This window comes from Paenibacillus sp. FSL R5-0923, from assembly GCF_038009145.1.
GTDB lineage: Bacteria > Bacillota > Bacilli > Paenibacillales > Paenibacillaceae > Paenibacillus_AQ.
On the sequence record NZ_JBBPAT010000001.1, the window covers coordinates 5,239,193 to 5,254,489 of the forward strand.

The 15,297-nt window shown below is 46.1% G+C and carries 10 protein-coding genes; 3 read left to right on the forward strand and 7 right to left on the reverse strand.

Features of this window, described 5'->3' with window-relative positions; genetic code table 11:
- The first annotated feature begins 119 nt into the window (after positions 1-119).
- Entirely contained in the window at positions 120-1,862 is a 1,743-nt protein-coding gene (locus tag MKX35_RS23570) for an SGNH/GDSL hydrolase family protein (RefSeq protein ID WP_076298491.1), read from the forward strand.
- Positions 1,863-2,118: 256 nt separating this feature from the next.
- Here MKX35_RS23570 and MKX35_RS23575 read toward each other — a convergent pair whose 3' ends face one another.
- On the reverse strand, positions 2,119-3,084 hold the full coding sequence (locus MKX35_RS23575) for a 2,3-diaminopropionate biosynthesis protein SbnB (protein ID WP_076298492.1): 966 nt from the start codon (positions 3,082-3,084) through the stop codon (positions 2,119-2,121).
- A gap of 31 nt (positions 3,085-3,115) precedes the next feature.
- A complete protein-coding gene (gene sbnA / locus MKX35_RS23580) occupies positions 3,116-5,389 on the reverse strand; it encodes a 2,3-diaminopropionate biosynthesis protein SbnA (RefSeq protein WP_305953470.1) in 2,274 nt (757 codons plus the stop codon).
- 104 nt (positions 5,390-5,493) lie between these two features.
- On the opposite strand from sbnA, the gene MKX35_RS23585 reads away from it, so the two are divergent.
- Complete coding sequence (locus MKX35_RS23585) at positions 5,494-6,282, forward strand: YheC/YheD family protein (protein WP_081382736.1); 789 nt, start codon at positions 5,494-5,496, stop codon at positions 6,280-6,282.
- An 86-nt stretch (positions 6,283-6,368) separates the two neighbouring features.
- On the opposite strand, the gene cls is transcribed toward MKX35_RS23585, so the two are convergent.
- From cls to MKX35_RS23610, 5 genes are all read right to left on the reverse strand, one after another.
- Positions 6,369-7,823, reverse strand: a complete 1,455-nt coding sequence (gene cls, locus MKX35_RS23590) for a cardiolipin synthase (protein ID WP_076298493.1) — start codon at positions 7,821-7,823, stop codon at positions 6,369-6,371.
- A gap of 280 nt (positions 7,824-8,103) precedes the next feature.
- Complete coding sequence (locus MKX35_RS23595) at positions 8,104-9,984, reverse strand: DUF2264 domain-containing protein (RefSeq protein ID WP_076298494.1); 1,881 nt, start codon at positions 9,982-9,984, stop codon at positions 8,104-8,106.
- 8 nt (positions 9,985-9,992) lie between these two features.
- Complete coding sequence (locus MKX35_RS23600) at positions 9,993-11,129, reverse strand: glycoside hydrolase family 88 protein (protein ID WP_076298613.1); 1,137 nt, start codon at positions 11,127-11,129, stop codon at positions 9,993-9,995.
- 45 nt (positions 11,130-11,174) lie between these two features.
- The gene (locus MKX35_RS23605) at positions 11,175-12,992 is read right to left on the reverse strand and encodes a heparinase II/III family protein (RefSeq protein WP_076298495.1); all 1,818 of its coding nucleotides are present in this window, start codon (positions 12,990-12,992) and stop codon (positions 11,175-11,177) included.
- A gap of 38 nt (positions 12,993-13,030) precedes the next feature.
- On the reverse strand, positions 13,031-14,176 hold the full coding sequence (locus MKX35_RS23610; protein ID WP_076298496.1) for a DUF2264 domain-containing protein: 1,146 nt from the start codon (positions 14,174-14,176) through the stop codon (positions 13,031-13,033).
- A gap of 189 nt (positions 14,177-14,365) precedes the next feature.
- On the opposite strand from MKX35_RS23610, the gene MKX35_RS23615 reads away from it, so the two are divergent.
- Positions 14,366-15,202, forward strand: a complete 837-nt coding sequence (locus MKX35_RS23615) for a helix-turn-helix domain-containing protein (RefSeq protein WP_052404241.1) — start codon at positions 14,366-14,368, stop codon at positions 15,200-15,202.
- The last annotated feature ends 95 nt before the right edge of the window (positions 15,203-15,297 follow it).

The following is a 15,297-nucleotide window of genomic DNA, read 5'->3' on the forward strand; positions in this document are numbered from 1 at the left end:
TATTGGTTGAACAATCTAGATAATTGGTGTTACTGTTAACAGGTATTCCCTTGTAACAGAATCATTTCTTTGCAAGCGCATCCATAACAAGAGAACCTTATAAAGCGAGGATGATCCATATGGAAAAGAATAACGAACTCATTGCAGGCGAACAGATTGAAGGTCCGAAAGCTCCAAAGGACCCGGCTGATCGTAGAAACGGCTTTTTTGTGCTGTATGAAACAGCAATTGAAGCAACAGCAAGACCTGAAGGAAAACCTTCACAAGAAGTTTATCTGGAAGGCAGCTATCTGATCGATAAGACCAGATTTATAGGCGGCGTCACAGATAAAGCAATTCTGGAGCTTCTGGGGAGCAGTGCAGGATTTCGCAAATTAGTCCACAGTATTGGAGTATCCGTGAGAAGGACTAACGCGCAGGAAGATCCAGTCACTTTTTTATTGCAGCACTGGGGCAAAACTAGTAAATATGAAACCGGCAGTTATTTACGTGTACCCTGCCCCGCCGATGGTTCAGAGGTTATTTTGAAGTTAGCAGATAATCCGGGTTCTGAAGAAGATGATGTGCTCGGAAAATTTGCTTTTGAATTTAATCACGCAGGCGAACTGGCGATTGCGAGTGTTATTTTTTATTTGCATGACGGTTATTCTGTTCCAGAGCTAATCCTTGAACCACCAGTTGCTTTTGAATCGAATGAGTACCAAAAGATCATTACACAATCCTTGCTGCACGCTGGCAATAATAAAAGATTAAAAGCTGCCATGAATAAGGCTATAAAGGGCGAGGAAGTCACGATCGCTTATATTGGAGGTTCCATTACTCAAGGAGCCGGTGCTAAGCCGATACACACGGAATGTTATGCCTATCAGTCGTATTTAAGATTTAAAGACTTATTCGGCACAAATGGTGGCGAGAACATCCATTTTGTGAAGGCTGGGGTCGGCGGAACACCCTCCGAGCTTGGCGTCATCCGCTATGAAAGAGATATTCTTAGAGACGGTTCCGTAACACCAGATATCGTGGTAGTGGAATTTGCGGTAAACGACGAAGGGGATGAAACGAAAGGCAATTGTTTTGAAAGCTTATGCTTAAAAATACTTTCCGCCGATCATCAGCCAGCCGTAATCCTTCTGTTCAGTGTGTTTATGAATGACTGGAACCTGCAGGATCGGCTCTCCCCCATTGGCCGCCATTATAATCTTCCTATGGTTAGTGTAAAAGATGCCGTATCCGAGCAGTTCCGCCTGAGTAAAGCTGAAGGCAACATCATCTCTAAACGGCAATTTTTCTATGATATCTATCATCCGACAAATGAGGGGCACCGGGTAATGGCTGATTGTCTCGCTTATTTATTCACCGAAACCCATAAATCACTAATGAATGAAGATGAGATCTTATTGGATCAACGACCAGTTATCGGGAATGATTTTACAGGAACCCTCCTGCTGGATCGAAAAAACTATATTGACGCAGGTAAGATCGAAGTAGGCGGATTTTCGGGGATCGATACCGATTTGCAGCGGGTAGAAATGGATGCTGACTCTCACGGTACTCCGGAATTCCCTCATAATTGGATGCATTCAAGAGCGTCTGGAGAAGAAAGCTTCAAGCTGACAATAACGAGTAAAAATCTCATCCTCGTATACAAGGATTCCGGCAGCAGCGAATTCGGCAAAGCGGATATCTTCGTAGACGGCAGCCTTGCAGTTACTGCTGATCCTCACGTGAACAACTGGACACATTGCAATCCGGTAATTCTATATCAAAACGAAGCTAGCAGTGAGCATCAGATAGAAATCAAAATGGTGCCCGAAGATCAGGATAAGTGTTTTACTATACTAGGCTTCGGTTATACCCTTTAATCAGTTGCAAGACAGCCCCGATGTATTCTTCATCGGGGTTGTCTTTATTGTATCGCTTGGAATTTTGTCCATTTCCCACTAATATACCGCCAAATAAACAATACCGCTTTAATCAACCAATCACAATAGACTGCAATCCACGTTGCAAACATATCCATATGAAACCAATATACTAGTGCATAACATAATGAAAAACCCGCTCAATAAGCGGGTTATCGCTGTTATATGGACAGAATTGCTCTCATTCTTGCTCTCCTTACTCCAGCTCGGTCCCTATCCCCTTTTCTCTCGCCTTGTTCACGTAATACACCGCTGTAGCGATATCAAAGACGGCCATCCCCATCGGGCAAAAGAAGATCGGTTCATCTTCGCCGAATTCATCTAGGCTGTGGCGCAAGACAACATCGGTAATCATCTGGGTGTCAGCACGAGTGAGCCCTTGCTCCAAATGAAGCTGCTCAATATCCGTATTCTCACGGCACACTTCATCCCAATCGTCGACGATAATGGCTTTTAACGAAGCTAACGCCTCCGGCTTATAATCACGCAGTGAAACATTCAACAGAAGACTACCTTTTTCAGGATACAGATCGATATACCGATGTTCGGATACAGTACAAGTAATAAAGATATTCGAATGCTGATAAACGTCCGCCCACGTCTTAGCCACTTCTATCCTATCTCTAAAGAGAGATGAGATTCCTGATAAGTCTACTCCCTTGATATCGAAAATCCGGATATGTTCGACTTGATCCCCATACAGAGCCATAACCATTTGACAATGAACCTGCCCAATCGGTCCCCAGCCGATAATGCCTAGATGAATCCGCTCCACTGAACGCGCCTGCAAAAAGAAACGAATCATCAGTCCGCTGATGGAAGCCGTCCTAATGATACTGGGAAGCGGAGAGTTCAAGACGGCTGAAGGCCGGCCTGTACTTGGTTCATTCAATACAATGATGCTATGCGCGCGAGGAAGATCAGCCTCAATATTATCTGGGAAGCTAGAAATCCACTTTATCCCTGCCGCGTTCACCTCTCCCCCTACGTAAGCGGGCATTGCAATAATCCGGTTTTGTGGACTCTTATACCTTAGGTAGGGCTTTATCGGCTGGACATAATCACCTGAATCGATGATACCCACAGCAGTCTCTACCGATTCCACAAGAATAGGCCAATCAACACCTACTGCCCGTATATCTCGATCATTTAAGTACAGCATACCGTCATCTCCTTATGAAACATATCGTTTCTTACATCTCAGTGAGATCATCACATTCAGCCAACAGCTCCTGACCGAATTGGTTCTGAATCCATGAGTCAGAATATACGGTATCGAGGTAACGCTCTCCCTTATCATGCAGTATGACTGCGCAGACAGCTCCCGGAGTCAATTCTGGCTCCATCTGCTTCACGGCGGCAATGACTCCCCCGGAGGATGCGCCAGCCAGGATGGATTCGTTCTGCGCCAACATCCGGCAACCTTTTACTATATCTGAATCCGAGACATGCACGATATGGTCGATTATATCTGTTCTGCAGAAAGGTGGCACGATGCCGGCACCCAGTCCTGGGAAGCGCCGTGTACTCTTATTTCCGCCAAAAATCGCGCTTCCCTCTGCATCGACAGCCACGATCTTGGTCCGAAGTCCGTGATCTCTTGCGTATTCCGCAAGACCCCGTATGGTTCCGCATGTACTAACGCTGCAAAATAAATAATCCACTCGTTCAAGATCAGTCACGATTTCTTTCATTGTCGTATGGTAGTGGGCTAAATAATTATTTGCGTTCGCATACTGATTCGGCCAGTAGCTGCTCGGTATCTCCGCCAACAACTGCTGCACACGTTTCAGTCTAGCAGGAAGAAACTCCCCTGTTACGGGATCGGGATTGGCGACATAGTCGATTTTGGCATCCAACGCCTTCAGAATTTGCAGATTCGTTTCCGTGGTTCTAGGATCAATAACGCTGATAAAACGCATCCCCAAATACTTACAAATCATGGCCAAGCTGATCGCCATATTACCAGAGCTCGATTCAATGATGGTGGTTCCCGGGCCTATTGTTCCTTCCTTCCATGCCTCTTGGATCATCCGCAGGGCAGGACGATCTTTGGCGCTTCCCCCCGGGTTCATCAGCTCCATTTTTGCATAGACGTCAAATTCACTTTTATAGAACAAGCTCTTCAGCTTGATTAAGGGTGTATTTCCGATAGTCGACAAAATACCGTCAGTGAAGTCCATCTCTGCGCGATCTTTATCTTTCTGGTAATATAGCTTTTTGTTCTTAACCTTTCCGCTGTCCATTGACTCGTCTTTGCCTACTGTAATGACCTCAATATCATCCAGCAGATGGTTTCGAATCATCATGCCGATTTCCGGAATGCATTCCCTAATTTCCTCTTTGATCTTCGGGACAATGGTGTTATCCGCAGATTTACTTTTGATATAAACGGTCAGCGCGTTCTTCCTCACTTTGACCCGAATGATCGCATCTTCAAGATGTCGGTATACGACCTGTTCGATATCGTACAGGCTTATTTTCTCCCCGTGCTTCAGCTCCCGACCCACCCGTTTGACGATGGAACTAAAACTCTGCTTCTCCACACCATCTATCATCACAGACCTAAAGTCCCTTACAACGTCATAGGTAACGAAACGAATAGCTGGCAGCATCTTGCGAACCATGGAGGTAAGAACAAGAACACTTTCATCATTACTAAGCGGACTTAGTTCTTCGCCAATCTCCTGCGCCCCGACCCCTTCCGCAAAAATCCCATCAGCAAAAATATACCTGCCAAGATCATGTGAATAATAAGCAATCGTGCCTATTTCAATAGAGCCATACGTATCAATGATGTCGCGCGGTTCAAGACCGAACAGACGGGCCATATTCCGCTGCCACCCTAATGAAGCGATTTCCCCAACCAAAATAATCTTACGGATTCCAAAAACACGCAGATCACTAGTAGCATGTACGATATGATCAAGGATGGAAGGCATTGTGTAGAGTAAGTCAGGCTTGAAGGTTTGAAGCTGTTCAATATGCTGCTCAATCGGCAATTCGAAGGGAATTGAATGATGTTCCAATCCTAACCGTTCAAAAATGGACAGCGCAGTGTTCGCCGCATGCCCAGTACCCATATCCGCCAAAGCGCTAACACATCCGCTTCCCGCAATAAGATCACCGTACAGCTTCGTTTTAATATCTATATAGTGCTTATCGTCTTCCTTAGAGTAAAGTATGGCTTTTCGACGGCCAGTGCTTGTACCCGACGTCCTATATACGGTCAAAGAAGGATCAAAAGGTTGATTATAATAATAGGTATCTAGCGTTGTCGACGTCATAAGCGGAAGCGTCTCTAAGCTATAATTCGCTCTTTCGCCGCCGATCAGCCCCTTATACCAGGGAAATGCCTCAATTACTTCAAGTAACTTATCCTGCAATTTGTCTTTGTCGAGCAGTATGATGGCCGCCTCCTGTTGACCGCAAGCTGCAGCCCATAGATAAATACCTACCATAATCATATGTAGAATTCTTTCAGTGTGTTCTACAATTCGGTGGTTGCCCAATCAAAAGCTGAGGTATTTCCGTAATATAGCCTATGGATCTTTTGAGACGGAGGGACAAAATGATGAAGCAGATAAGCCGTATATCCAATAAGCTGACGAAGACAAGGGTGCTGGTTAGAAATCAAGAGTTAAATAAACATGTCCCGCTTACAAGAAAAATGGATAAGAACACTCTCTATGAAATGCTACAAAAATATAAGATGGTGTACATTAAGCCTTGCTGCGGATCTTTAGGACAGGGCGTGATACGGGTTGAACTTACTCGTGCACAATACAGCTATCAGTCCGGTACCCACGTACACAAATTCTCTAATTACGACACGGCATATCGGGCCCTCTTACGAGAAGCCCAAGGGAAGTCCTATTTAGTTCAAAAGGGGATCAGGCTGTTGGTGTACGATGGCCGCCCATTCGATATCCGGGTGATGGTGCAGCGGAATTCTAAGGGTGGGTGGGAAGCGACAGGGGTTGCAGGACGCGTGGCGCATCCTCGCAAAGTAGTTACAAACGGGAGTCAAGGAGGAACGATTTATCCGGTTGAGGAATTATTGAAAGCCTACACAAGCGCAGAGAATTGTACAATATTGATCCGATCCCTGAAGCAAATTGGAGTGAAATCCGCCAGACAACTTAGCACTGTCTATCCCGGCCTTCAGGAAATCGGTGTAGATATTGCCTTAGATCAACGTCTCAAGCCATGGATCTTGGAAGTGAATACCGCTCCTGATCCGTGCCCGTTTACTAAGCTGAAAGACACCCGTATGATTGACCGAATTGTCAGATATGCAAAAGTATACGGTCGCACATACAATCTTAAGTGCATGAAATCAAAACAGGGTGTCGTGTGAAGCATAGTAGAATCCATGTGCCGCGGCGAACTGTGAATTTACAAGTCCACAGCTCGCCTTTTGTACGGAGTATAGGGTCTGTGTATTCAGAGGATGGACGAAAAAAGACGAGAAATCCCCTCTTTAAATTTGATTATAAGGGACCTTTCTTTATAACGCTCAGGGGTAAGCTCTGTACTTAACTGGCTATCTTCATGAAACAATTCTTGAAGCTGTTTAGCAACTTGCTCATCATAAACAATTGCATTAACTTCGAAATTGAGTCTAAAGCTCCGGGAATCAATATTCATTGTCCCTACGGACGCTACTTCTTCATCTACCACAATCGTCTTAGCATGCAAGAAACCATTTTCATATAACAGAATTTTCGCTCCATAATTCAATAATTCACCTGCATACGCCCAAGTTGCCCAGTAAACAAAAGGGTGGTCAGGCTTATTTGGAATCATAATCCGTACATCCACACCGGATAGGAGTGCAATTTTACATGCATCCATAAAACTACTATCTGGAATGAAGTATGGCGTCTGAATATACACACTCCGTTTGGCGTTCAAGATCAGCTTAATATACATATTTTTCAGATGCTCAACTAGCGAGTTAGGACCACTAGACACAATTTGAGCGGGACTTGATCCGGCATGACCTCCAGTAGTAAAGGAAAATTGATCGAAGCTTACCTGCTCGTGTTTCCGGGCATGTTTCCAATCCAGAAGAAACCTGCCTTGAATTTGATTAACGGAACCACCCTTCATTCTAAAATGTGTATCCCGCCAATATCCAAACTTTTTATCTATCCCTAAGTATTCATTTCCCACATTAAATCCACCAATATAAGCAATTTCCCCATCGATGATACATAGTTTTCTATGATTTCGATTATTCATCCGAAAATTTATCGGTCTAAGCAGTGATGGAAAGAATACCTCTACTTCTCCACCAGCAGAAAGTAGTTCTTTAAAGAACTTAAGAGAAAGTCTCTTGGAGCCGATTTCGTCATAGAGAACCCTCACTTTTACGCCTTCTTTGGCTTTTTTAGTTAATTCATCTCTTAATTTTGTCCCTAAATCATCAGGCTGGATGATGTAATATTGAATGTTGACCTCTTTTTTGGCATTTCTAATATCATTAAATAAAGAGTCAAACTTTTGTTTACCATCGTTAAAAATAGCTATCTCGTTATCTGTTGTCATTAGCGCATTCGATGAAACAAGGTTCATATGAATTAAATCAGCATATTTCGTTAACAAAGCGTTCTGATTCTCGCGTTGATCCTTTAATGTAGCCAATTGATGATCTACAGTTGATTGTAGATATTTACTTTCTTCAGCTGAAAGGCCAAAGAAATTCTTTTTTGCTAAATTACGACCAAGAAAGAGATAAATAATAAAACCCAAAATGGGAATGAAATAAAAAACCATAAGCCACGCCCACGTATAACCAATATCTCTCCTCTCAAAAAATAAAAAACCAGCAGAGAGCAATATGTTTATAATCATAACAAATGAAAGTATCCACGTGACCAGACTGCCGTTGTCCATAAGGAGTTCCTGCCTTTCTTATCTTTCTATAGATGTCGGTATTTCTAGTTTTGCCAAAAGTCAGTTTATTCATCGTCTGATAAATCAATACTTCTGTAAATGACTAGATAGAGTACTATAGCATAATTGTCCATCTAAGAAAACATTTGATAAAAAACTCAATAATTAAAAGATAAAATCATAAAAATCCACATAAAAACAATAGCCCTAGTGCAGCAGTTCTGCATCAGGGCTATTGTTGTGACTTTTCAATTAGTGTGAGAAATATTCAACCAACTCATTATATATTAAGAACGATTTCTCTCCCAAAATGAGTGACAATGGTTAACGTTCCCTCGCTGAACTTAACTTTCAAATCTTGCTCAGGTGAATGCTTGAGGACCTCATCAGCTTGATCAGCCTGAATATCCAAAGCCCCCTCTGAAGGACAACCATAGACGGCCGAAGCGAGCCAATGAATTCCCGGCTCAAGGGTGCTCGTCAGCATCGGCAGCACCGTTCGAGGGTGAAGCAGGTTCGTATTGGCGTTCGGCCAGACCAGCTCACCCTTCCGACAACCTAGCAAATCCTTGATTGCGCTGGTTCCCCAAGCAGTGGAGGCCATCGCACCAGCCACATCGATCTTCGATAGCATTTCATTCTCTTGGCCAAGTGCGAATCCACCCTCTGCGGTATCCAGCGACCGTCCAGTTTCGACTCGATGAATCCGAATATGCCAAGGAAGTCCGGCGACAACCCAAGTCTGAACCTCGACATTGGCCCACGGTTTCCAGACGGAACGAAGGACGTTGTCTATCATCTCAGACTCTAAATTCTGGCGTCGTACCCGGTATAAGTTGTCTCCGCGCTCGCTCAGCGCAAGCATAGCGTCGAACGCTCCTTGGGAGAGCCCCCATTCGGAGCGGGGCACGCTGAAGCCGAAGCTTGTTGAATACACGAATTTTTCGTATTTGGCCGAGGTATGGGTATGTTCATTCGTGTATAAATGTCCGCTGTTGAAGGCTGCCACATGACCGGAAACGGAATCGCGGACGATGACAAGATGGGCAGGCTTCTGAACCATGACAGCCGGAATGGCCGGTAGCGGCAGTTCCTCTTCCTTCCAGAACGGATGATCCACCCCTAGAGCCAGCGGCAAGAAAGTCTTTAACGCCCAATACGGAGATCCGGGAGCATTGTAATTCTCCGCCATGACCAGATTCGGGTAAGTATATCCGATGGTCAGTACGCCATCGGCGTCAACAATCGGCTGGCTGAACCACCAACGCAGATTTCGCAGCACTAGACCTTTCACCACGCCTGCGGGAAATCCTTCAACATCTGCATAGGCAACGGCGCTCCAAAATGCCGACTGGGCAAAGCGGTAAGTCAAGCTACGTCCATAAGGAAGTGCGGAACCGTCGGGTGCGAACCAGCCGATGAAATCGACAGCAAACAATCGAGCCCGTTCTTTGAATACACGGGAACGTTCGGGGTCTTCCTGTTCCATCAGCTTTGCGTACAGCAGTGCGTAGTAATGAATAGCAAAAGGTACGTAATAATCGCTGTGACCATTAATCCCGTCGCTGTACCAGCCCTCTCCCAAATAGAAATCATCCATGCGCTTTAAATTGCTCTCTAGTTGTCCTGCGTTGTAGGGACGACCGATTTTGCGGAATCCGATATTGACTAGAACGTTAAAGAACAGCCAATTGCAATCATAGCAAGGATGGGCGTTTATTTGATTCAGCCAACGGTATAATTGATCCTGCTCATTCGGAGCAAGCGGCAACCAAATCTGTTCCGGAATGGCTGCCAATGCGAAGCCGAAGACCGCCATTTCGACCAAACGCTGATCGTAGTCCTTCACCTCTCCCCAATATTCTTCATGAGAAGGATCGGTGCCATGCCGAATGCCATCCAGCACGATGTCCCAGAGTTCGCTGTCTCCACCACCAATGAGCAGGGGTACCAAACCCCACAACACCCGCGAGAAACCTTCCATTTCAGCAGTTGCTGCCGAATAGCTCGCCCCTGTTTTGCCAATTTCAAGTCGTGAGCCACCTTTGCTGTAGAACGGCCGAAGTGGATCCGTAAGCTGCTCAAGTGCGATCACCAGATCCTCACGGGTCTTTAGCGGATTATCTCCAATACGAAAAAAAGATTTCTCATTGTTCATCATAATCCCCCCTATTCCCAATAGAAGGGTCCTGCTGCTTTAAGCCGAGCCAGTGCTTCGATATAAAAAAAATCACCGTAGATAAGAGGAACATCTATATTCCGGTTCTCAGGGTAGTTACTCGTACCATGAAGCAGCAACCCTTCCTCGTCCGCATTGTCCCAACTGCCATAATTCCTGTAGAGAGATTCCACTATTCTTATAGCCCCGTTCCGGTACACATGGGACTCCGAATCATCCACCTGGTCGGCTAGCAGCAGCAATCCACTCGCTGCGCAGGAACCAGCGGAGCTATCACGTATCTCGCCGACTTCACCGGGAGCGCGGAAATCCCAATGTGGAACGTGATCATCCGGCAGTCGGGTCAAGAAGAAATGCGCTACCTGCTTGGCTCCATCCAAGTAGCTTTGCTTTCCCGTATGATGATAGGCAAGCGCTAGGCCGTAAATAGCCCAAGCCGTGCCGCGTGACCAAGCCGATTCGGGCGCAAAGCCTTGCCCACCAAGCTTCTCCACCACTTCACCCGTCTCCGGGTTGAATTTGACGATGTGGTACACGGAGCCGTCCGGTCGGATAAAATGCTCCAGCACAGTATCCATATGCGCCTCTGCGATATGACGATAGCGGGGATCACCCGTTGTCTCGGAAGCCCAGAACAACAGGCTGGTGTTCATGCAGCAGTCGATAATAGCAACTCCGCTGTTGTCCTCCCCTTCACTCCATGGATTCCAAGCCCGAATATAATGCCCTTTCAGATTGAAGCGGGCTGCCAGATAGTTGGCCGCCTTTAATGCCCGAATTCGCGACGCTTCGCTACCCGTTAACTTATAATTTGCCACACTGGTAAGAATCCACATGAAGCCTAAATCGTGATCCAGCTTAACGTAGCCGTCCAGTACCTCGTCGAGTCTCTCTTCGCAGCGTTCCGCGATCATTTTAAGGCTTTCGTCCCCACTTTCAGAATAAAACTGCCAGAGCATTCCCGGCCAGAACCCTGCTGTCCACCAGTTCGGTGCTTCAAGCAAGTATTTACCACCTTGACTCGCGTGTGGAAATTCTGCACCGATCTTTCCACTGTTACATCTTGTCTTTTCAAGTGCCTTGTTCCAAGCTTCATCCAGCCAAGTTGGGTTTTCCGTTATATTCATTTCAAACACCGCCTTCTTAGAATGGTCCACTATTTCTTTCATCATTTATATAAATTGAAAGGTGAATACTAATTTTCCTTCAGAACCGGGCTGAATAGCATGAAAGTCTAGCGTATGCCAGACCGTATCCCTGCCAAAATGATCCCGGTACTCACGTGCAGTAATCTCTGGCTCAACGATCTGAACATCATAAGTCAGTTCCACTCCGCCTACTCCAGTTCCGGGCAGCAGCACAACACCAGAACGCAGCATTTTCGGACGACGCCAGGTAACGAACCGCTCTGTCCAGCTCACTGACTTACCGTTATACTGGTACTCGTCCATTAACTCCAAGCGAGGATGCTGCCCCTTATACCAAACCATAGAGCGGATCAGGGATTGAAGCTCTTCCACTTCGTATGCCTGAGACAGCTCCAGCTTCAGTTCATCTTTTTCAACCGCAGCCGACGCGTACAGAACTGTAGCACTATGCTTCCTGCCAGCCAGTTGATACTGGCCGCCGATGATCGGAACCGAATGTCCCTGCGAGCCGTTACAATCATATTGATAACGGCCAGCCCCAAAATATTCAGCCGTATACTCTCCACAGCCGAGATCAGCTGCATAGATTTCGCCTCCACCTGACAGAATGAACTGTCCCAGATCATTATGATTATGAGGTTCAGCGTTATGCCCTCCCTTAGCCGCGAAGCCGAACGAACTTCCTCCGGACTGATAACGCGAGACAAGCCATCCCGCATCAGGAAGATAATAACTGGCGGCTCCCCAATCCTGATCCTGTTTCTCATCGCCGGTCCTTCTCCAGATGAGATTTCGAAAAGCCGGAGCCCAGCGGCTGCAGTGATCCTTAGCGTAAGGAGTGCGAAGCACAGGCGGAGGACATTCTACTTCTGGATAGGTATCAGCTAAATAATGGGACAAGCCCATATGTATGTGAATTCGAGGCTCTGAGTCAGAGAAATTGGCGACAAAATTGCCACCGATGAAAATTTTCTGTTGGAACTGAGCGATACTTCGCACTTTGTCCGTTGCAAACCAGTCTACTCTTCCCTCACTTCTAACCCGGAGAAGATCGCTGTAATACGTGAAATAGCCAAATCCGTAGTTCCAGTAACTCAGACCTTCCAGGCAGGCCCCATCATCCCCGAAGCCTTCCAGATAGTAGCTCATGCTGCGCTCTGTCTTCAGCAGGATATTCGTCAGCGCAGCAGGATCATCCAACATCAATAAGGCGGCTGCCCCAATCGACCCTGCGCACACTGCTGCCCAGTTATGACGTGCAGTCTCCCATTCATAAGGACCACATTCAATAAAAGGTCGAAATATTCTCTTTTCTACTTCATGTCTGATTCGGGATCGAAGGAGCAGCGGAAGTCGTTCTCCCAGTAATAGAGAAATTTCGGCAAGGGTAAAAGCGGTCTCCGAGGAGAACAGATCAATAAACTGATCAATATTCTCTGTATTATGATCTGCAGGAAGATGGGCTGGCAGGCACCATGTGTACTCTTCGCATATAGACCATAGGATATTTTCCAGGTTCTCCAGAAGTCTGACATTATCCGGCTCAAGCAAGGTCATAAATACATATGTATTCAGCCTTCTTCTCCGTTCGAAATAGACCCGTTCATATTCTAACCTCGAACCCGTGCGCGCAAAAATTGAAAATAGCGTATCCGTCAGCTCTGATATAGGCTGGCTGTCTAATCTTTGAGCCTCCTCGCGGATTTCGCTGATATCTTCCTTTAATGTCTCGGATAATAAGGCTTGTTTCCAAAAAACATCCGACTCTCCATCAGGATAATACAAGCTCAGATTTGCTGGCTTCATTTCTTGGACAATTCCGAAAAGCTCCTGTCTGTTCATGCTTTTCCCCTCCCTTTGACCGATTAGATCAGATCCCCCTATCTACTCAAGGCATGATCTCTCATAACATCCTCTCCGGCTGCGATTCTTTGTGCTGTCCATTTCAGTTCTGTCCCTGCCCAGAAAGGATCTGAAGGAAGTAACCCCAGAGGAAGAAATACTGAAGCGCATAAATAGAGACTTCCCGTATTGATATAGCTCTCCGCAAGCTCGGGCTGGTAACCATACACCCCCGGACGTAGCCACCCGTCCTCATCCAGCGTCCCTGGAAATCCCATAGTCCGTGTGATTACAGCGGTCAAGGCGCAGCGTACCTGTGCGGGTGATAGCGCATCCTCCAGAAAATGCTGTAGCGCCGCTTGTGATAGCAGCTGAAACGCACCAAAACGGTAAACGATAGAGCGCCCGATAAACGGATACGTTCCGTCCGGCGCAATCATCCGTTCCAGAACAGTGGCGTATCTTTGTGCCCGCTCCAGAATCAATGGCCTCAATGCGGAGTATTGCTCCGAGTCCCGTTCAAAGAGTGTAACCACATCCACAAGCATCGGCTGAATGACAAAGCTATTGTAATGATCCCAGTGAAAGTCCTTGCCATCCCCGTAGATACCATCGCCTTTATACCAATCCATGAACATGTGGATCGCATAACCAACACGCATCCGGTCATATTCTGAATCGCCGAGTATATACAAAGCTGCTTCAACCATTGCGCTAAACAGCAGCCAATTGCTCCCGCTGGGTGCAGTCCGGCGCGTACGCTTCAAGGCTGTTATTAAATAACCTTTGACCCGCTCATTCAGCCGCCCGGCAAGCTGCTTCGGTGCACGCACCAACGCATGAGCGAGAAATGCCGCATCGACCAACGGTTGGCCTTCGGACTTAAAATCCATATAGTCAGGTGATGATGGATCAACAGCAGCATCGATGCATTCCAGCATCAATATGACATAACGAGCCCTGAGCTCTTCTTCTTCACCCTCCAGCCCTTCAAGCTCTAGCCATGGGGCCATTCCACAGGCCAACCTGGCGAATGCCTCCAAATGCGCAAACTTGCTCCTGTCACTATGAAACTCGGTGGGCAGCCGTTCCTTTAATTTTCTTTGCGACAAAGCGTCAAGTACTGGGTTCCCGATCTGTAGCATCGTATCCAGCCAATATTTGCGGTGTTTCGTACTATTCATACACCATCCACCCTTTCAATTGCGTCTATTCAGCAGATGCAGATCCCTACTACTCATGTTCAGACCAGCTATATACTTGGCTTATTGCGTAATCTTCTTCTATAGTTTAGTGTTGTATTATTGCAATGTCTTTGCGATTAATGATTATTTATTGCGTTTGTTGCTATTAATCTGAAAGGGGTTATCCGGATGAAACATGCCCAGTATTATCAGCCGTTCGAAGGCGACATACTGGCGGGCATCGGCAATTCACCGATCTCACCTACCAAAGATTTTCATATTCATGATCACTTTGAAATCTTCCTATTTTTAGGGGGCACGGTGAACGGATTTGTGGATCAGTACAGCTATCCGCTTCAACGTGGCAATGTGCTCTTATTCAACAATCACGAGATTCATAAAATCATTAATCTATCTCCGGAGCCTTACGAACGATTAACAATTCATTTCAAAGCTCCACTTGTATATCCCTTCTGCACCGCAACCACAAATCTGCTCGCCTGTTTCCAGAACCGTCAGCCCGGAGAGCAGAATCTCGCTCAAATGGATGAAACACTGCTTGCAGAGTACATGACCCTTGCCTATCGCCTGATTGCAATTTTGGAGAATCCTCAATACGGCAGTGAGGTTCTGGCTTTAACTTATCTGATCCAGATTCTGGTCCTCATTAATGAGCTATATAGCCGTACTAGTTCCACCATACCCAGTATTATTTCATCGCATATTCAATCGGCCATGCGCTATATCGATAACCATCTGCATCTGAATCTGTCGCTAGAGCAGATCGCTGGTGAATTAAACATCGATAAATATTATCTTAGTCACCTGTTCAAGCAGCAGACAGGAGGAACGATCTACCGGTACGTCCTGCTTAAAAAAATCGCTTTATCCAAACAGCTCCTATCCTCCGGAAACTCCGTATCCGAAACCTGTTATCTATCCGGCTTCAATGACTATGCCAATTTCATACGTACTTTCAAGAACATCACGGGCATTCCACCTGGAAAATACGGCAAAAAAAGCTGACATTGCCACTTATCGACGCCTCGCAATTGTATAAACCCTTCTTTGAACTTATAAAAAAACCTGGCACCCGCTAAATGCAGCTGCCAGGTTCATGG